The organism is Enterobacter sp. DVT3837 (genome assembly GCF_056238685.1).
This window is the reverse complement of sequence record NZ_JBWDLA010000002.1, coordinates 1,518,572-1,538,058: the sequence shown is the minus strand read 5'-3', so window position 1 is coordinate 1,538,058 and position 19,487 is coordinate 1,518,572. Positions and strand designations below refer to the sequence as shown.

16 protein-coding genes are annotated in these 19,487 nt (G+C 53.5%); 6 read left to right on the top strand and 10 right to left on the bottom strand.

Annotated elements, in window-relative coordinates:
- Nucleotides 1–35 precede the first annotated feature (35 nt).
- The 3 genes from ldtD (at nucleotide 36) to AC0XWG_RS22475 (ending at nucleotide 3,254) form a co-directional block, all read left to right on the top strand.
- Entirely contained in the window at nucleotides 36–1,859 is a 1,824-nt protein-coding gene (gene ldtD / locus AC0XWG_RS22485; RefSeq protein WP_475681095.1) for a L,D-transpeptidase, read from the top strand.
- Between the two features lie 175 nt (nucleotides 1,860–2,034).
- Nucleotides 2,035–2,586 (top strand): peptidoglycan L,D-endopeptidase MepK, encoded by a 552-nt coding sequence (gene mepK, locus AC0XWG_RS22480; RefSeq protein ID WP_028019233.1) that lies wholly within the window; start codon nucleotides 2,035–2,037, stop codon nucleotides 2,584–2,586.
- A 20-nt stretch (nucleotides 2,587–2,606) separates the two neighbouring features.
- Nucleotides 2,607–3,254 (top strand): MBL fold metallo-hydrolase, encoded by a 648-nt coding sequence (locus AC0XWG_RS22475; protein ID WP_025755996.1) that lies wholly within the window; start codon nucleotides 2,607–2,609, stop codon nucleotides 3,252–3,254.
- Nucleotides 3,255–3,302: 48 nt separating this feature from the next.
- On the opposite strand, the gene aspC is transcribed toward AC0XWG_RS22475, so the two are convergent.
- The 4 genes from aspC to pncB form a co-directional block, all read right to left on the bottom strand.
- Nucleotides 3,303–4,493 carry an aspartate transaminase gene (gene aspC / locus AC0XWG_RS22470; RefSeq protein ID WP_008499949.1) on the bottom strand — a complete coding sequence of 397 codons (1,191 nt, stop codon included), beginning with the start codon at nucleotides 4,491–4,493 and terminating at the stop codon, nucleotides 3,303–3,305.
- Between the two features lie 184 nt (nucleotides 4,494–4,677).
- On the bottom strand, nucleotides 4,678–5,850 hold the full coding sequence (locus AC0XWG_RS22465; protein ID WP_128348091.1) for a porin: 1,173 nt from the start codon (nucleotides 5,848–5,850) through the stop codon (nucleotides 4,678–4,680).
- A gap of 607 nt (nucleotides 5,851–6,457) precedes the next feature.
- On the bottom strand, nucleotides 6,458–7,858 hold the full coding sequence (gene asnS / locus AC0XWG_RS22460; RefSeq protein ID WP_028019231.1) for an asparagine--tRNA ligase: 1,401 nt from the start codon (nucleotides 7,856–7,858) through the stop codon (nucleotides 6,458–6,460).
- A gap of 166 nt (nucleotides 7,859–8,024) precedes the next feature.
- Nucleotides 8,025–9,227 (bottom strand): nicotinate phosphoribosyltransferase, encoded by a 1,203-nt coding sequence (gene pncB / locus AC0XWG_RS22455; protein WP_049005483.1) that lies wholly within the window; start codon nucleotides 9,225–9,227, stop codon nucleotides 8,025–8,027.
- A gap of 254 nt (nucleotides 9,228–9,481) precedes the next feature.
- Here pncB and pepN point away from each other — a divergent pair, with 254 nt between their 5' ends.
- A complete protein-coding gene (gene pepN / locus AC0XWG_RS22450; RefSeq protein ID WP_128348093.1) occupies nucleotides 9,482–12,094 on the top strand; it encodes an aminopeptidase N in 2,613 nt (870 codons plus the stop codon).
- A 49-nt stretch (nucleotides 12,095–12,143) separates the two neighbouring features.
- On the opposite strand, the gene ssuB is transcribed toward pepN, so the two are convergent.
- Genes ssuB through ssuE form a run of 5 tightly spaced genes read right to left on the bottom strand, consistent with a single transcriptional unit; the run spans nucleotide 12,144 to nucleotide 16,384 of the window.
- Complete coding sequence (gene ssuB, locus AC0XWG_RS22445) at nucleotides 12,144–12,914, bottom strand: aliphatic sulfonates ABC transporter ATP-binding protein (RefSeq protein WP_028019228.1); 771 nt, start codon at nucleotides 12,912–12,914, stop codon at nucleotides 12,144–12,146.
- Nucleotides 12,911–13,702 carry an aliphatic sulfonate ABC transporter permease SsuC gene (ssuC, locus tag AC0XWG_RS22440; RefSeq protein WP_475681094.1) on the bottom strand — a complete coding sequence of 264 codons (792 nt, stop codon included), beginning with the start codon at nucleotides 13,700–13,702 and terminating at the stop codon, nucleotides 12,911–12,913. The genes ssuB and ssuC overlap by 4 nt, the downstream gene beginning before the upstream one ends.
- A 9-nt stretch (nucleotides 13,703–13,711) precedes the next feature.
- Complete coding sequence (ssuD, locus tag AC0XWG_RS22435; RefSeq protein WP_407226081.1) at nucleotides 13,712–14,857, bottom strand: FMNH2-dependent alkanesulfonate monooxygenase; 1,146 nt, start codon at nucleotides 14,855–14,857, stop codon at nucleotides 13,712–13,714.
- A complete protein-coding gene (locus AC0XWG_RS22430) occupies nucleotides 14,854–15,816 on the bottom strand; it encodes a sulfonate ABC transporter substrate-binding protein (RefSeq protein ID WP_108090336.1) in 963 nt (320 codons plus the stop codon). The genes ssuD and AC0XWG_RS22430 overlap by 4 nt, the downstream gene beginning before the upstream one ends.
- Complete coding sequence (gene ssuE / locus AC0XWG_RS22425) at nucleotides 15,809–16,384, bottom strand: NADPH-dependent FMN reductase (protein WP_475681093.1); 576 nt, start codon at nucleotides 16,382–16,384, stop codon at nucleotides 15,809–15,811. The genes AC0XWG_RS22430 and ssuE overlap by 8 nt, the downstream gene beginning before the upstream one ends.
- A gap of 248 nt (nucleotides 16,385–16,632) precedes the next feature.
- Here ssuE and pyrD point away from each other — a divergent pair, with 248 nt between their 5' ends.
- The gene (pyrD, locus tag AC0XWG_RS22420; RefSeq protein WP_108090334.1) at nucleotides 16,633–17,643 is read left to right on the top strand and encodes a quinone-dependent dihydroorotate dehydrogenase; all 1,011 of its coding nucleotides are present in this window, start codon (nucleotides 16,633–16,635) and stop codon (nucleotides 17,641–17,643) included.
- Nucleotides 17,644–17,808: 165 nt separating this feature from the next.
- Entirely contained in the window at nucleotides 17,809–18,351 is a 543-nt protein-coding gene (gene zapC / locus AC0XWG_RS22415; RefSeq protein ID WP_028019222.1) for a cell division protein ZapC, read from the top strand.
- Here zapC and AC0XWG_RS22410 read toward each other — a convergent pair.
- Nucleotides 18,348–19,457 (bottom strand): YcbX family protein, encoded by a 1,110-nt coding sequence (locus AC0XWG_RS22410; protein ID WP_475681092.1) that lies wholly within the window; start codon nucleotides 19,455–19,457, stop codon nucleotides 18,348–18,350. The two genes, zapC and AC0XWG_RS22410, sit on opposite strands and share 4 nt — an antisense overlap.
- Nucleotides 19,458–19,487: the final 30 nt, after the last annotated feature.

Sequence of the window (19,487 nt, the reverse complement as noted above, 5' to 3'; positions counted from 1 at the left end):
CGTGATGGGCATGTCGTGAAAACAGGGGGCAAGGGATGTTGCTAAAGAAAAAATGTGGTCGTCAGCTGTCTGCGCTCAGCTTATGCCTGGCAGTGATGTTTGCTCCGCTGTTAACCGCTCAGGCCGATGAGCCTGAAATTGTGCCGACTGACAGCTCCGCAACGACAGGCGCACAGCCAACGTCGTTGTCTCAACCGCTGGAACAGTCACCTGCAACGGCTATTATGGCCGGTATTAAGCCGTTGCCCGAAGGCATTGACGTCGACTCTCTCCGTCAGCAGCTACACGCTGGGCTGCCTTCAGGGTACACACCTGTATATATCAATCAGCTCACTCTGCTCTATGCTGCCCGCGATATGAAACCGATGTGGGACAACCGTGACGCAGTACGCGCCTTTCAGCAACAGCTTGCGGAAGTGGCGATTGCCGGGTTCCAGCCTCAGTTTACAGCGTGGGTTGAGCTGTTAACCGATCCTGCCGTCACCGGGCAAGCGCGGGACGTGGTCCTTTCTGATGCGATGATGGGCTACCTGCAGTTTGTGGCAGGTATTCCGGTCAATGGCAACCGCTGGTTGTACAGCGACAAGCCGTATAAGCTGGCAACGCCGGCGCTGTCGGTGATTAATCAGTGGCAGTTGGCCCTCGATAATGGCGATCTACTCCGCTTTATAGCCAGTCTTGCGCCAGCGCATCCGCAATATACCACCCTGCACCAGTCGCTTCTTGAACTGGTGGGCGATTCGCGTCCGTGGCCGCAAATGCGTGGCAGTGCGACACTGCGTCCGGGGCAGTGGAGCAGCGATGTTCCTGCCCTGCGTGAGATCCTAAAACGTTCCGGTATTCTGGACGGTGGGCCAAAGATTGCACTGCCCGGCGATGATCCGCAAAACGTCGTGGTCAGTCCATCAGCCTCTGTGAAAGAGAAGAAAGCGGTGGTCGTGAGCGACAAACCGGCGGCTTACGATCGCGAACTGGTTGCGGCAGTTAAACAATTCCAGGCCGCTCAGGGGCTGGGGGCCGATGGCGTCATCGGCCAGACGACGCGTGACTGGCTGAACGTATCACCTGCGCTGCGGGCAGGGGTGCTGGCGCTGAATATCCAGCGTTTGCGCTTACTGCCGGGAACGCTCTCTACCGGGATCATGGTTAACATTCCTGCGTATTCGCTGGTCTATTATCAGAACGGTAGTGAAGTACTGGCGTCGCGCGTGATTGTCGGACGTCCCGATCGTAAAACACCGATGATGAGTAGTGCGTTGAATAACGTGGTGGTTAACCCGCCGTGGAACGTACCGCCGACCCTGGCGCGCAAAGATATTCTGCCTAAAGTCTGGAACGATCCGGGTTATCTGGAACGTCATGGCTACACGGTTATGCGGGGATGGAACAGCAAAGAGGCCATCGATCCGTACATGGTCGACTGGTCGACGATTACGGCGTCTAATTTACCGTTCCGCTTCCAGCAAGCTCCAGGGGCGCATAACTCGCTGGGACGCTACAAATTCAATATGCCGAGTTCAGAAGCTATCTATCTGCACGATACGCCGAACCACAACCTGTTCCAGAAAGATACTCGCGCCCTGAGTTCTGGCTGTGTGCGCGTGAACAAAGCCTCAGAGCTTGCCAATATGCTGTTGCAGGATGCGGGCTGGAACGATACGCGTATTTCTGACGCCCTGAAACAGGGAGATACGCGGTACGTTAATATTCGACACAATATTCCGGTCAATCTTTACTATCTGACCGCGTTTGTTGGCGAAGACGGGCGTACTCAGTATCGTACAGATATTTACAATTATGATCTCATCTCGCGATCCGGCGCACAAATTTTGCCAAAAGCTGAACAATTAATCAGGTAAATGAAGTAGTTCGGGAGAAATGATTGTCGTAAGTTATGGTGAATAAGGGGCAATATCGCTGTAAGCCGCGTATTCACTGGGGTTGGGCGCCTTGACGTACCCGGTTTTGCCAGTTAAGGTGCCCTTCGTGCGCTAAGCATATTACGATAAACATTGACCTGTAGACCTGATTATCATGGACAAATTTGACGCTAATCGCCGCAAACTGCTGGCGTTAGGTGGTGTTGCGCTCGGCGCAGCGGCCATCTTGCCGACGCCAGCATTTGCCACCCTCTCGACACCTCGTCCGCGAGTTTTAACGCTCAACAATCTCCATACCGGTGAGTCGCTAAAAGCGGAATTCTTCGATGGCAGAGGCTATATTCAGGATGAATTAGCAAGACTTAACCACTTTTTCCGTGATTACCGCGCGAATAAAATAAAAGCCATCGATCCAGGACTGTTTGATCAGCTTTTCCGCCTTCAGGGCCTGCTGGGTACCAGCAAGCCGGTGCAGCTTATTTCTGGTTATCGCTCAATTGATACTAATAATGAACTGCGCGCCCATAGCCGTGGGGTAGCCAAAAAAAGCTACCACACCAGGGGACAGGCAATGGATTTCCACATTGAAGGCGTTTCGTTAGCCAATATTCGCAAAGCTGCGTTATCTATGCGTGCAGGTGGTGTAGGATATTACCCCAGCAGCAACTTTGTGCATATTGATACCGGTCCAGTTCGGCACTGGTAATAACGAAACACAGGAGCAGTATGAACTATCGTATTATTCCGGTTACGGCGTTCTCCCAGAATTGTTCATTAATCTGGTGTGAACAAACCAAACTGGCCGCGCTTGTCGATCCCGGCGGCGACGCTGAGAAGATCAAACAGGAAGTTGCAGATAGCGGTGTGACGCTGATGCAGATATTACTGACGCATGGTCACCTTGACCATGTCGGCGCAGCGGCGGAACTGGCACAGCACTATGGTGTGCCGGTGATCGGTCCGGAAAAAGAAGATGAGTTCTGGCTGCAGGGTTTGCCAGCCCAAAGTCGCATGTTTGGCCTTGATGAGTGTCAACCTCTGACGCCCGATCGCTGGCTGAACGAGGGAGAGCGCGTTAACGTAGGGAATGTGACTTTACAGGTGTTGCATTGTCCTGGGCATACGCCAGGCCATATCGTCTTCTTTGATGACCAGTCTCGTCTGCTGATTTCCGGCGATGTGATTTTCAAAGGTGGCGTAGGACGCAGCGATTTTCCGCGTGGTGACCACGGGCAACTGATTCAGTCGATTAAACAGAAGTTATTGCCGCTGGGTGATGACGTGACGTTTATCCCTGGACACGGTCCGATGTCGACGCTGGGCTATGAACGGCTCCATAACCCGTTCCTTCAGGATGAAATGCCTGTCTGGTAACCCGAATAAAAAAAGCCTGCATAACGCAGGCTTTTTTATGGGCGCAAATTACAGTACAGCGACAATCGCTTCGCACAGTGGCGCCATGTTGTCAGGCGTCATGCCTGCAACGTTCACGCGGCCAGACGCCACGGCGTACACGCCAAACTCTTCACGCAGACGCAGAACCTGCTCTTTGGTCAGGCCGCTGAACGAGAACATGCCGTTCTGTTTGATGATAAAGCTGAAGTCGCGGTCCGCGCCTTTCTCAGCCAGGGTGTTCACAAACAGCAGGCGCATGCGCTGAATACGCTGACGCATGTCATTCAGTTCTTGTTCCCAGATGGCGCGCAGCGCATCGTTGCTCAGGATAGTGGCAACAACAGACGCACCGTGTGCTGGTGGGTTAGAGTAGTTCGCGCGAATAACCGATTTCATCTGGCTGAACGCACGATCGACGGTCTCGTCGTTTGCCGCGACCAGCGTACAAGCACCCACACGCTCATTGTACAGACCGAAGTTCTTGGAATAAGAGCTTGCGACAATCAGCTCCTGATGCACGGCTGCGAACGCGCGCAGGCCTTCTGCATCTTCTTCCAGACCACGGGCGAAGCCCTGGTAGGCAAAGTCAAACAGCGGTAGCCAGCCTTTTTCAACGGACAGCTTCGCCAGGTGTTCCCACTGCTCAAGCGTCGGATCGATACCGGTTGGGTTATGGCAGCAACCGTGGAACAGCACCACGTCACCTGCCTGTGCTTCGCTCAGGCTCGCCAGCAGACCGTCAAAGTCGAGAGAGTGGTTTGCTGCGTCGTAGTAAGCGTATTCACGCACTTCCAGACCCGCAGAGTTAAAGACGCTCTTGTGGTTCGGCCAGCTTGGGTTGCTTACCCAGACACGCTTAACAGAGGTGTTTTTCGCAAGGAAATCCGCCGCCACGCGCAGCGCACCGGTACCGCCAGGGGTCTGTGCTGTACGGGCACGTTTGTCACTCACAATTGCGCTACCTTTACCGAACAGCAGCTCCTGGGTGCAGCGACCAAATTCAGGGATACCATCAATACCGAGGTAGTTTTTGGTGGTTTCGTTTTCCAGCAGATACTGCTCAGCTTTTTTTACGCTGGTCAGTACCGGAGTTTTGCCGGTTTCATCTTTATATACACCAATACCCAGGTTGATTTTGCCAGGGCGGTCGTCGGCACGAAACAGATCGGCCAGGCCCAGAATAGGGTCGGCAGGTGCGGCGGTAATGTTCTCAAACATGACGAAGTTCCATTGTGATTACAGAAGTGAAATCCGCTATCAGGTTAACGGTAGATTTACAAAATGCCAACCGTTTGCGACGAAAAGCGTGCGGCTTTTCAAAAGTCGCCATTATTTTCTGTCACGCATAAAAAAACAGGGCCGAAGCCCTGTTCATTAAGCATATAACAAAGTGGTGTACTGATTAGAACTGGTAAACGATACCAACCGCAGCCTGGTCGTCAGTTGCCAGCTTAGTGGATTTAGAGTACGCGTTGTCGTCCAGCAGGTTAAATTTGTACGCAGCGTATACGTTCATGTTCTTGTTGAAGTAGTACCAGGTACCGAGTTCGATGTATTTCACCAGGTCAGCATCGCCGCCAGCGAAGGTTGAACCGTTAGCTGTACGACCTTTCAGGTCCTTACCTTTAGACTGGACGTAGCCCAGGGATGGACGCAGACCGAAGTCGAACTGGTACTGAACAACGGCTTCGATGTTCTGGGTTTTGTTCGCGAAGTTGTTATCAGCTTCACGCGTCATGTTAGTGGTTTCAGCATACTGAACTGCTGCGTAGATGTTGTTCGCATCGTATTTCGCTGCAGTAGACCATGCTTCAGCACGATCGCCGCCGGCGCTTGCCCAGTCAGCGGAGTTGCCAGCAGCAACCTGCTCGTTGGTGCGGTCAGCAGTTTCATAACCGGCTGCCAGTGCGAAGCCTTCGCCCAGTTCGTACTGAACAGAGGAGCTGAAGCCATCACCGTTACCTTTAGCGCCGTTACCACCACGACCCACGTTGATCAACTGACCATCGGCGGTGTAAGTTGCAGCGACAGCATTGCTGCGCTCGTTTTTACCCTGATACTGAAGGGCGAAGCTCAGACCATCAACCAGACCGAAGAAGTTCTTGTTACGGTAGGTCAGCAGGCCAGAAGCACGACCGTTCATGAAGTTATCAGTCGCAACCCAAGAGTCGCCGCCCCACTCAACCAGCATATCGGTATATGCTGCCGCGTCATAGATAGCGCCATAGTTACGGCCGTAGTCCAGAGAGCCCGCGTCACCGAAGTTCAGACCAGCAAATGCCAGACGGGTTTTAGTACCCTGAGAACCTTCTGCGTTGGACGCGTCCATGTTGTATTCCCACTGACCGTAACCAGTGATCTGGTCGTTGATCTGGGTTTCACCTTTGAAGCCGATACGGGCGTAGGTGGTATCTTCGTTGCTGGTGTCACCGTTGGTGGTCCAGATGTGTTCACCTACAGCTTTACCGTAGAAGTCCAGCTTGTTAGCGTTTTTGTTGTAGATTTCTGCAGCGTTAGCTGCACCAGCTACCAGCAGAGCAGGGATAACCACTGCCAGAATATTGCGCTTCATCATTATTTATTACCCTCATTGGTTTTTTTATGACACTCGCCACTGCCGTCAATAAATTCTGTCAATAAATATTTCCGGAACTATTGATGAGAGTTTGGTGTCTTTATGTATCTGACAGGCATCTTTCCATTCACCGAAGCGTTTCGCTAGCCTGAAAGTGCTACAATTCTCAAGATTAAGTAACAGAAAGAAAATATGTGTAACTAAATGTGTATTTTTCGGAACTTTGTGAACCACCTCAAACTTCAGAACTCCCTGGCGAATTAAGCGGCAGTGTTTATCCTATATATATGAATTCCTTATGATTAATTTGGATAAAGGCAATTCATATAAACAGAGGCTAAACGACTTGTTTTTTCTTATGATGCAAAAAAGACATCTGGATGGCTAAAAAAATGGTTGAAATTTGTGCTATTGCTTGAGGATGTAATAATCGCAATAAGAATGGAGTTTGTTTTTTTGTGGCTGGATATTTCACGGAAACAATACGTAACAGGTAGCGGTTGTGACGGGGTGATGGTTTAAAAATGCTGACTTTACGCTGACGTAAACTGACATTGCAGAATAAAATAATGGCCAGCATTCGCTGGCCATTTTAGTCTTTTATCGATTAGAAGCTGGCGTTACGTGGAGTACGTGGGAAAGGAATCACGTCACGTACGTTCTGAACACCGGTAACGTAGGCAATCAGACGCTCGAAGCCCAGACCAAAACCAGCGTGCGGTACGGTACCGTAACGACGCAGATCGCGGTACCAGCTGTAGTCAGCCGGGTTGAGACCCATCTCTTCCATGCGCGCGTCAAGTACGTCGAGACGCTCTTCACGCTGAGAACCGCCGATGATTTCACCAATGCCCGGCGCCAGTACGTCCATCGCTGCAACGGTTTTACCGTCTTCGTTAAGGCGCATATAGAAGGCCTTAATGTCTTTCGGGTAGTTTTTCACGACAACCGGCGCTTTGAAGTGTTTCTCGGCCAGATAGCGTTCATGCTCAGACGCCAGGTCAACGCCCCAGTAAACCGGGTTCTCGAACGTCTCACCGCATTTCTCAAGGATCGCTACCGCGTCGGTGTAGTCCACCTGCGCAAAATCGGCAGAGACGAAGCGCTCCAGACGGGCTACTGCGTCGCTGTCTACGCGCTCGGCGAAGAATTTCATGTCGTCAGGACGCTCTTCCAGCACCGCTTTGAAGACATACTTCAGCATCGCTTCAGCCAGGCCGGCAACATCGTCCAGGTTGGCGAATGCCACCTCAGGCTCCAGCATCCAGAATTCTGCCAGGTGACGGCTGGTGTTGGAGTTTTCGGCACGGAAGGTAGGGCCAAAGGTGTAGATTTTAGACAGCGCGCAGGCGTACGTTTCGCCGTTGAGCTGACCGGATACGGTCAGGAAAGCCTCTTTGCCGAAGAAGTCTTTGTCATAGTCCACTTTACCTTCTGGCGTACGCGGCAGGTTTTCCATGTCCAGCGTCGAGACACGGAACATTTCACCTGCACCTTCTGTATCAGAAGCAGTAATCAGCGGGGTAGACACCCAGAAATAACCTTGTTCGTCGAAGAAGCGATGCAGCGCCTGGGCCAGCGTATGACGCACACGCGCCACTGCACCAATCAGGTTGGTACGCGGGCGCAAGTGAGCGACTTCGCGCAGATATTCGATGCTGTGACGTTTAGCCGCCATCGGATAGGTGTCCGGATCTTCAACCCAGCCGGTGACTTCAATGGCAGAAGCCTGAATTTCGAAACTCTGGCCCTGGCCCGGTGATGCCACAACCACGCCGGTAACGATAACGGAACAACCCGTCGTCAGATGCAGAACGTCATCATTGTAATTGGGCAGAGAATTATTAATGACGGCCTGTACAGGATCAAAGCAGGAACCGTCATAGACGGCAAGGAAGGAGATGCCAGCTTTAGAATCTCGGCGGGTACGCACCCATCCGCGCACGGTGACTTCCTGGTCAACGGCGACACGGCCCTGGAGTACGTCGGCTACAGGCACAACGCTCATAATATTCTCTCTGTTAATAGTCGGAAAAAATAGACACTTGTCCACCCTTATGGGGGGATATCTATGTTACCTGCCATCTGCCATCAGACAAGTAAATTTCGCAGTCAAAAGGGAAGAATTGAGAAATAAATAAGAAGTCGGGAGCCATGAAGGCTCCCGTAAGCGTTTAGCTGGCTTTTTTAATCTGCGGGAGATCGAACGCTTTGCGCAATGCGCGGACAAACGCTTTGTCATGGCAGATAGTTTTACCCGGGCTATCGGAGAGCTTCGCCACCGGCTTGCCGTTACATTCCACCAATTTTATGACGATGTTCAGTGGTTTCACCTGAGGGATGTCACAGGTCAAACGGGTACCAATCCCGAAGCTCAGGTTAACCCGGGTGTTGAACTGGCGATAGAGCTCAACCGCTTTCGGCAGGTCAAGATTATCGGAGAAGACCAGAACCTTGCTCATTGGATCAATACCCAGCTTTTCATAGTGGGCAATGGCTTTCTCACCCCATTCAACCGGATCACCGGAATCATGGCGTAACCCCTGGTAACGCTCAGCGAACTCGGGACCAAAATCGCGCAGGAAGGCATCCATCGTAATACAGTCGGTGAGGGCGATCCCCAGTTGATTTGGGTACTCCTCTAGCCATGCAGCCAGTGCCGCGCGCTGGCTGTTCGCCAGGTCTGGGCTTATCTGCTGATGCGCCTGGAACCATTCATGTGCCTGGGTGCCCATAGGCGTGAGATTAAGGCGACGGGCCAGATCGTAGTTGCTGGTGCCCACAAACCACGGTTCCTGCTGCAGACGCTTAACGATGGCCTCCTGAACGTCGCGAGAGAAACGGCGACGGGTGCCAAAGTCCATCAGGCGGAAGCGGGACATATCCAGCCCTTCAGTCAGCGTGGTGAAGCCCGCGAGCTTGGTTTCCAGCGCTGCGACCGCCTGTTCAACACCGGTTTCCGGCGAGCGGTAGCGGTGGGCCAGTTCACTGATCACCGCCAGAAGCGGCACTTCCCACATGATCACTTCACGCCACGGGCCTTCGAGACGAATATCCAGCTTACCATTATCGTTAAGTACAGTGACCTGCTCTGGCTTATAGCGGAAGTCGCGCAGCCAGTTCAGGTAGTCAGCTTTGAAGAAAGGCAGGCCAGAAAGCCACTGATATTCATCGTCCTGCAACGTCAGATGCTGCATAGCATCGACCTGTTCACGAATAGCGTCTGCGTAGATACCGAGCAAGTCGTCGCCACGGCAGCGGAATTCGGCCGCGACATGAACGTCATAGTAATGGTGGAAAACGGCTTGCTGCATATGCAGTTTATACGCGTCAGTATCCAGCAACGTATGCAGAACAGGAGAAACGAATTGAGTCATAGGTGCGCAGTAGCATCCTCTCACAGGAGCGTTTAGTACAATAAACAACTCCGGAGTATACCTTGTTTAGTGATTTATTGAACCCCGATCACAACATAAGCGCGTTTTATGGTCGAGGGCATTTTGTGCCCCGTGTTATATAAATGTAGCAAAAAAGGGTTTTGTACCTGAAAAGATGAACATTCTGCGTAGCGCGTTTTACACAACAGGAATATATTGAAACGTTACTCGACAAACGATGCATAAGGTTTTCTATGACACAACAGCCACAAGCCAAATACCGCCACGACTACCGTGCGCCGGAATACCTGATTAGCGATATCGATCTGACTTTTGACCTGGATGCCACTAAAACCGTTGTGACGGCGGTAAGCCAGGTGACGCGCCACAGTGCGACTGCTGTGCCACTGCGTCTTGATGGTGAAGACCTGACGCTGGTCTCCCTGCATATTAATGATGAAGCCTGGTCTGACTATAAAGAAGAAAACAACCAGCTGGTGATCGACAACCTGCCGGAACACTTTACGCTGCGCATCGTGAATGAAATCAGCCCTGCCGCCAACACGGCGCTGGAAGGACTTTACCAGTCTGGTGTGGCGCTGTGCACTCAGTGTGAAGCGGAAGGTTTCCGTCACATCACCTGGTATCTCGATCGCCCGGATGTGCTGGCACGCTTCACAACGAAAATTATTGCCGATAAAACGCTCTACCCATTCCTGCTCTCCAACGGTAACCGTGTGGGCGAAGGCGAACTGGAGAACGGCCGTCACTGGGTGCAATGGCAGGATCCGTTCCCGAAACCATGCTATCTGTTTGCGCTGGTGGCGGGTGATTTCGACGTGTTGCGCGATACCTTTAAAACACGCTCCGGCCGCGAAGTGGCACTAGAGCTGTTTGTTGACCGTGGCAACCTGGACCGTGCACCGTGGGCGATGACGTCGCTTATCAACTCCATGAAGTGGGACGAAGAGCGCTTTGGTCTCGAATATGATCTCGACATCTATATGATCGTGGCTGTCGATTTCTTCAACATGGGCGCGATGGAGAATAAGGGTCTTAACATCTTTAACTCCAAATACGTGCTGGCGCGCACCGATACCGCTACCGATAAAGATTATCTCGATATTGAACGCGTTATCGGTCACGAATATTTCCACAACTGGACGGGTAACCGCGTCACCTGCCGCGACTGGTTCCAGTTGAGTCTGAAAGAGGGACTGACCGTCTTCCGTGACCAGGAGTTCAGCTCCGATCTGGGTTCTCGTGCGGTTAACCGCATCAACAACGTGCGTACTATGCGCGGCCTGCAGTTTGCGGAAGATGCCAGCCCAATGGCGCACCCGATCCGCCCGGATAAAGTCATTGAGATGAACAACTTCTACACCCTGACGGTGTATGAAAAAGGTTCTGAAATTATCCGCATGATCCACACTCTGCTGGGTGAAGAGAACTTCCAGAAAGGCATGCAGCTCTACTTCGAGCGTCATGACGGCAGCGCGGCCACTTGCGACGATTTTGTGCAGGCGATGGAAGATGCTTCCAATGTGGATCTCTCTCACTTCCGCCTCTGGTACAGCCAGGCCGGTACGCCGATTGTCACCGTCAAAGACGATTACAACCCGGAAACCGAGCAGTACACCCTGACCATCAGCCAGCGCACGCCGCCAACAGCGGAGCAGGAAGAGAAACATCCGCTTCACATTCCGTTCAGCATTGAACTGTATGATAACGAAGGCAAAGTCATTCCTCTCCAGAAGGGTGGCCACCCGGTACACCACGTGCTGAATGTGACCCAGGCAGAGCAGACCTTTATCTTCGACAACGTTTACTTCCAGCCGGTCCCTGCGCTGCTGTGTGAGTTCTCTGCACCAGTGAAACTGGAGTATAAATGGAGCGATCAGCAGTTGACGTTCCTGATGCGTCACGCGCGCAACGACTTCTCCCGTTGGGATGCCGCGCAAAGTCTGCTGGCGACCTACATTAAGCTCAACGTAAACCGTCATCAGCAGGGCCAGCCGCTGTCGCTGCCTGCCCATGTGGCTGACGCGTTCCGCGCGGTCCTGCTGGATGAGAAGATTGACCCGGCGCTGGCCGCTGAAATTCTGACCCTGCCGTCAGCGACTGAAATCGCCGAGTTGTTTGACATCATCGACCCAATTGCCATCGTCGCGGTGCGTGAAGCGTTGACCCGTACGCTGGCTGCAGAACTGGCCGATGAGTTCCTGGCGATTTATAACGCCAATAAACTTGATACTTATCGCGTAGAGCACGCGGACATCGGTAAGCGTTCTCTGCGTAATACCTGCCTGCGCTATCTGGCGTTTGGTGAGGCTGAGTTGGCGAACACGCTGGTAAGCAAGCAGTACCATGAAGCGGATAACATGACTGACGCGCTGGCTGCCCTGGCTGCAAGCGTCGCCGCCGAACTGCCGTGCCGTGATGCGCTGATGCAGGAGTATGACGACAAGTGGCATCAGGATGGCCTGGTGATGGACAAATGGTTCATCCTGCAGGCGACCAGCCCGGCGCAAGACGCGCTCAGCAAAGTACGCAGCCTGCTGAAGCACCGTTCGTTTACCATGAGCAACCCGAACCGCGTACGTTCCCTGATTGGCGCGTTTGCCAGCAGCAACCCGGCCGCATTCCACGCCGAAGACGGCAGCGGTTATGAGTTCATGGTAGAAATGCTGACCGAGCTGAACAGCCGTAACCCGCAGGTGGCATCACGTCTGATCGAGCCGCTTATCCGTCTGAAGCGCTACGATGCTAAGCGCCAGGCGAAAATGCGTGCCGCGCTTGAGCAGCTGAAAGGACTGGAAAACCTGTCTGGCGATCTGTACGAGAAGATTGCTAAAGCGTTAGCGTAATAAAAGATAACCCTCCCTCTCCCTGCGGGAGAGGGTCGGGGTGAGGGCATCAGGCATTAGCCTTAGCTCGCTGTAACTCCGTGCCCCCGCGCTTCATCACCCGATCCAGCACTTCTGCCTCCAGCTCCGCCAGTCTTGCCGAACCTACGCGGCGAGGGCGCGCAATATCCACCGTCAGATCCAGACCCATTTTTCCTTCTTCTATTAACAGCACGCGATCGGCCATCGCTACCGCTTCAGACACGTCATGCGTCACCAGTAGCACCGTAAAGCCATGCTTCTGCCACAGGGATCCAATCAAATCCTGCATTTCGATTCGTGTCAGGGCGTCGAGTGCGCCGAGCGGCTCATCAAGCAACAACAGACCCGGACGATGGATTAACGCCCGCGCCAGTGCAACGCGCTGCTTCTGCCCACCTGACAGCGCCGCAGGCCATTCATCCGCGCGATTTTCCAGCCCTACGGCGGCAAGCGCCTGGCGGGCCTCCTCTCGCCAGTTGCCTTTAAGCCCCAGCCCGACGTTATCAATGACTGTTTTCCAGGGCAGCAGGCGCGCATCCTGAAACATCATGCGGGTGTCGTTCTGAATCTTTGCCAGCGGCGTTGTACCGGCAAGAATTTCACCGCCGTTTGGGGCCTCCAGTCCGGCTAACAGGCGCAACAGCGTGCTCTTACCGCCGCCGCTGCGCCCGACAACGGCTACGAATTGTCCGGCAGGAATGTGCAGATCCAGCGCATTCAGAATGGTGTTTTCGCCGTAGCGTTTGGTCACGCCGTTCAGCAGTAACGGCGTCCCCTGGTTCAGTCGTGCTGTATTCATGCTTTCGCCTCCTGAAGGGTGTAGGCCGGGTTCCAGCGCAGCCAGCTGCGTTCCAGCCACTGGGCGCTGACATCGGCGAGTTTGCCGAGCAGGGCATAAAGGATGATCGCGACTACCACCACGTCCGTTTGCAGGAATTCGCGAGCGTTCATCGCCAGATAACCGATGCCAGAGTTGGCCGAGATGGTCTCCGCCACTATCAACGTTAGCCACATCAGGCCGAGCGCAAAACGCACCCCGACCATAATGGAGGGCAGGGCGCCAGGGAGAATGACGTGGGTAAAAAGCGCGAAGCCTGATAAACCATAGCTGCGCGCCATCTCGACCAGACCACGATCGATGTTACGGATCCCATGCCAGGTATTGATGTAAATCGGGAACAGCGTACCCAGCGCCACGAGGAATATTTTGGCGCTCTCATCAATACCAAACCACAAAATCACCAGCGGGATCAGCGCCAGATGCGGAACGTTGCGCAGCATCTGAATGGACGTATCCAGCAGCCGCTCGCCCCAGCGTGAAAGACCGCTGATCAAACCCAGAATCAGGCCGATGCTGCCGCCGATGGAAAACCCAATCACGGCGCGCCAGGAACTGATCGCCAGATGTTGCCACAGCTCTCCGCTGACGCTCAGCGACCAGAACGCTTCTACGACGCCCATAGGTGCGGGCAGAATGCGGCTCGACAGCCAGCCGGTGGACGACGCGAGCTGCCAGACGGCCACGATACCGACGGGCAAAAACCACGGCGCGGCGCGCAGGAGCCATTTTTGTGAGATGGCAGACATGGTCACTCCTTAGCTTTGTGCGGCTTTTCGTGGAATAAATTCATTCGCCACGGCTTCGCCCTGAAGCTGGAGCGGTTGCGGCTGAGGAATTTCCGGGATGGCGACATCCAGATGCGGGAACAACAGCTCGCCCACTTTGTACGCCTCTTCGAGATGCGGATAACCGGAGAGAATAAAGCTGTCGATGCCCAGGTCAGCGTATTCATTAATACGGGCTGCCACGGTCGCACCGTCGCCAACCAGCGCCGTGCCCGCACCGCCGCGAACCAGACCGACACCCGCCCACAGGTTTGGGCTGATCTCCAGGTTCTCGCGCTTGCCGTTGTGCAGGGATGCCATCCGGTGCTGCCCGACGGAATCGGTTTTGGCAAACGCAGCCTGTGCTTTCGCGATGGTGGCATCATCAAGATGGGAGATGAGACGATCGGCCGCCTGCCAGGCTTCTTCGTTGGTCTCACGCACAATCACATGCAGGCGGATACCGAAGCGTACCTTACGGCCATGGGCGGCCGCTTTAGCGCGTACCTGGGCTATTTTTTCTTTCACCAACTCTGGCGGCTCGCCCCAGGTCAGATAGAGATCAACCTGCTCTGCCGCCAGGTCCTGCGCCACGTCCGATGACCCGCCAAAATAGAGAGGAGGGCGTGGCTGTTGGACCGGAGGGAAGTAGAGTTTCGCGTCGCGAACGTGAATATGTTTACCTTCGAACGTCACGGTTTCACCTTCCAGCAGACGTCGCCAGACGCGGGTGAATTCGGCGGAGGCTTCATAGCGCTCAGTGTGATCGAGGAACACGCCGTCGCCCGCCAGCTCCTGCGGATCGCTGCCCGTCACCAGGTTAAACAGGGCGCGTCCGTTAGACAGTCTGTCCAGGGTTGCCGCCTGACGCGCCGCCACGGTGGGGGAGACAACGCTCGGACGCAAGGCCACCAGAAACTTCAGACGCTGGGTGACCGGGATCATCGACGCGGCGACCAGCCAGGCATCTTCACACGAGCGTCCGGTCGGGATCAGTACGCCAGTGAAACCAATTCTGTCCGCTGCCTGTGCAATCTGCTGCAGGTAGCCATGGTCAACCGGGCGTGAACCCTCTTCCGTACCAAGATAGTGGCCATCACCATGGGTGGGTAAAAACCAGAAAAGATTCAGACTCATGATTTTGTTCCTTCTTTACCGGCGGGCTGCCAGATACGTTCGCGAATAGTGACCTGTTTTGGCACCAGGTGGTTTTGATAGAAGAGGTCAGCCGTTTGTTGCTGAAGTGCGGCGACGTGCGCGTCTACGGGCGTGATGGTGGTCGGTGGACGGTGGTTGAGATAGCTCGCGATCACCGGCTCAGGTAAGCCCATGGTTTTCGCCAGCAGGGTAATGCTCTCCTGACGCTGGCTTTGAGTCAGTGCATCCGCCTGAGTAAAGGTATCAAGAACCTCTTGCACAAAGGCGCCGTTCTTTTCCGCATAAGGGCGAGCAGCCAGATAGAACGAGCCGGTCTGTTTAAGCGTGGTGCCATCTTTTAGCACCCGTACACCGCCCTGCAGTAATGCGGCGGAATAGTACGGATCCCAGATGGCCCAGGCATCAACGTTCTTCTGCTGGAACGCGGCGCGCGCGTCGGCAGGCGTCAGGTAAACGGGCTGAATGTCGGTAAACTTGAGTCCGGCCTCTTGCAGAGCACGCAGCAGCAGGTTGTGTGAGCTGGAGCCTTTCTGGAAAGCAACTTTATGCCCTTTAAGGTCGGCGACGTTTTTAATGTCGCTATTTTCAGGTACCAGAATCACTTCGGCCTTCGGTTTGGGCGGTTCAACACCTACATAGAGCAGGTCTGCTCCCGCGGCCTGGGCGAATATCGGCGGGATATCGCCTGTACTGCCCAGATCAATACTGCCCACGTTCAGCGCTTCCAGCATCTGAGGACCAGCCGGGAACTCAACCCAGGAGAATTTTGTGTCCGGGAAGCGTTTTTCCAGAAGCTGGTGGCTTTTTGCCAGCACCATGCTGACGCTGCCTTTCTGGTAGCCAATGCGTAAGCTTTCAGGTGACGTTTGCCCGGCATGGGCCAGTGACGTTAGCGCCATCAGTCCGGCTAGTCCAATATGGGTTAAGGTTTTAAACATGTGCAACTCCTTGCGGATGACCAAAAGCAGGTGCCTGGATATCCCTGCGATGCAGGGCATGCCAGAAGGTATCCAGGGCGTTATCGAGGCGGGTCTGCAGATTCGGTGTAAAGTGCGGTTTATGTTGATAGTCGATGACCTGGGAGTCGTCCGCGAACACACCGTGGAGGATCTCCTGTGCTTTCAGGGCGTTCAGCACCGGCTTCAGGGCATAATCCACTGCCAGTAAATGCGCCACCGTACCGCCAGTTGCCAGAGGCAGCACCACTTTGCCATCCAGCGCACGTTCAGGGAGCAGGTCAAGCAGGGTTTTCAGTGCCCCGGAAAAAGAGGCTTTATAAATGGGGGTCGCCACGATTAACCCATCAGCGCCTTTAAGCTGCTCCGTCAGGGTGTGAAGCGCCGGGCTGTCAAAACGGGCATAGAGCAAATCTTCAGGTTCGAAGTTATGCAGGTTCCAGTGGCACACTTCCACATCCAGGGCATTAAGTTTTTCACGGGCATATTCCAGCAGGGCGCTGGAGCGTGAAGGGAATCGTGGACTTCCGGCCAGAGTAATGACGCGCATACGTTCTCCTTATAACCAATTGTTTGCTTTTATCTAACATTCATAACAATTTTCAGGAGTGTGACACTGAGCGGTTATTCCACTAAATGATTTATCTGCAATTTAAATGCGAAAAAGTGAATAAGAAATGAGCCGGGAGGGAAACGATTGCGTTTTACGCTGATTTTTTGCCGCAGGTCAATTCCCTTTCGGCGTCGGATCGCCCATAATCCCCTCCCGGTTTGCACACCGGGAATCCAGGAGAGTTCATGTACTACCCCTTCGTTCGTAAAGCCCTTTTCCAGCTCGACCCTGAGCGTGCTCATGAAATTACATTCCAGCAATTACGTCGTATTACAGGAACGCCGCTGGTCGCTCTGGTGCGTCAAAATGTGCCGGAAAAACCTGTGCAATGCATGGGATTGACCTTTAAAAACCCGCTGGGTCTTGCGGCAGGTCTGGACAAAAATGGCGAGTGCATTGATGCCCTGGGCGCGATGGGCTTTGGCTCTATCGAAATCGGTACCGTCACGCCGCGCCCACAACCGGGAAATGACAAGCCGCGTCTGTTCCGTCTGGTCGAAGCTGAAGGCTTGATCAACCGCATGGGCTTTAATAACCTCGGTGTCGATCACCTCGTTGAGAATGTAAAAAAAGCCCATTTTGATGGCGTATTAGGTATCAATATTGGCAAAAATAAAGACACGCCGGTAGAGCAAGGTAAAGATGACTATCTGATTTGTATGGAAAAAGTCTACGCCTATGCTGGTTATATTGCGGTGAATATTTCCTCACCCAATACCCCGGGGCTGCGTTCTTTGCAATATGGTGAAGCGTTGGACGATCTTCTGAGTGCCATTAAAAATAAACAAAATGAGCTGCAGTCGATCCACCATAAATATGTTCCCGTCGCGGTTAAGATCGCTCCGGATCTTTCCGTCGAAGAATTGATCCAGGTTGCCGACAGTTTAGTTCGCCATAATATTGATGGTGTGATTGCGACCAATACCACACTCGATCGCTCCCTGGTTCAGGGAATGAAAAACTGTGACGAAGCGGGTGGGTTAAGTGGACGTCCGGTACAATTAAAAAGCACCGAAATTATTCGTGCATTGTCAGCGGAATTAAAAGGTCGTTTACCGATTATCGGCGTCGGTGGTATCGACTCTGTGATTGCTGCACGCGAGAAGATGGCAGCAGGTGCGTCACTGGTGCAAATCTATTCCGGCTTTATTTTTAAAGGACCACCGCTGATTAAAGAAATCGTTACTCATATCTAATCTTTTCTCTTAATCAGACAACCAGGGCTTTATTTCCGGCCCTGGTTGTTTTATATTCCGTCATTGTTGCTTATTTAGACATTATAGTCTTTTATTAAATGGTGTTAAAAACGAAGCGACGAGCAGGACATTTTTAGTACAGGACGTTTGGGACGGGAGAGAAACATGCGAATTAAACCTGACGATAACTGGCGCTGGTATTTTTGCGACGAGCATGACCGTATGATGCTCGATTTAGCCAATGGTATGTTGTTTCGTTCTCGTTTTGCCCGCCGAATGTTAACCCCTGACGCTTTTTCTCCGTCAGGATTCTGTGTTGACGATGCTGCGCTTTATTTCTCCTTTGAAGAAAAATGTCGCGATCTGGTGCTCTCTAAAGAGCAACGTGCCGAACTGGTATTAAATGCGCTGGTGGCTATCCGTTTCCTGAAACCACAAATGCCAAAAAGCTGGCATTTCCTGCCGCATGGCATGAGCTGGACACCGGCGACGGGCGACGCGGCCAGCGTCAACCTGAGTGATAGCGCCGAAGAGGTGAGTCTGCTGGTGGTTGAGCCGGGCGAAAATGCCGCGCTCTGTCTGCTGGCTCAGCCCGGCGTGACAATTGCCGGGCGGACGATGCAACTTGGGGATGCCATCAAGGTCATGAACGACAGGCTGAAACCCCAACTTCGAGTGGATTCTTTCAGCCTGGAACAGGCTGTTTAAGCTTCCAGTTGTACTGAAGTTGTCGGGATGCAGCTACAGCACAGAATTGTCCCGTCGTCGGCTATTGCGGATTTTTTCAGCGCACTGACTTCACCCTCAACCAGCTTGATTCGACAGCAGCCACAGATCCCCGCGCGGCAGGAATACGGTATGCGGATCCCTGCTTGTTCCAGCTGTTCAAGTAAAACCTGCTGATTATTTCCCCGGATGATGTTGCCCTGCCAGTGAATATCCACTGATGAACTGACCTGCGTCTCGACCTCGACAAACTCGTCTTCCTGACCGGAGCCATAAACTCTTGCGGGTCCACGGGCAAGAATTTCTACCTCGTCACCGACACGGATCACGCCGCTGGAACGGGGGATCAGGTTCAGGCCAAAATCCACGTCGCCATTGTCCTGCGCAGTGCGGAACGATTGCAGAGTTTTCAGCGGCTCACCGGAAGGGTGCTTCTGGCCTTTCTCAGGGCTTACGGTGGTGAAGATACAGCGACTGCATGGCTTCGCGACATCGAAAATCACACTGCCGATGCGAATCACTTTCCAGGTGTCTTCTTCCCAGGCTTTTGTACCGGTTACCACCAGATTGGGGCGAAACTGCTCCATCTGAACGCTGGCTTTACAACGGTGCTGCAGGTCGCGCAGGGAGGCTTCACTGGTCAGCAGGAAAGGAAACCCATCCGCAAATGAGAGCGGAACTGCGTCGTGACGCTTCACGCGGCGCGTCAGCGACGGGCCTACCCAACGTAACTGCACATCGCGCGAGAAGAAGCCGCTAAGCCAGCGGTTAATCTCGTCAGCGGCAATACGCGCGGTAAAATGATTGCCCCACACTTCTGTTGGCGCATCCACAGGCGCAAAATCAGCAAAGCGGATCACCACGCTGGAACCATCCGGCGCGGTAAGATGCAAACCGTCATGAAGGGGGAAAGGGATAAAGCGAACCATCTGCGGGAACTGGCGTGCAGTAATGAACGTACCGTCAGGCTCGGTGATCATAAAGATACGATCGAAGGCAAATCCGCTCATGTCGGCAAGTGCGTGAGAAATGCCGATGCCGCGCATGGATTTCACCGGATGAATAAAAAGCCTGGATAACGTCGCCACTGCACACTCCCTCGAATGAAAATAAGCCTT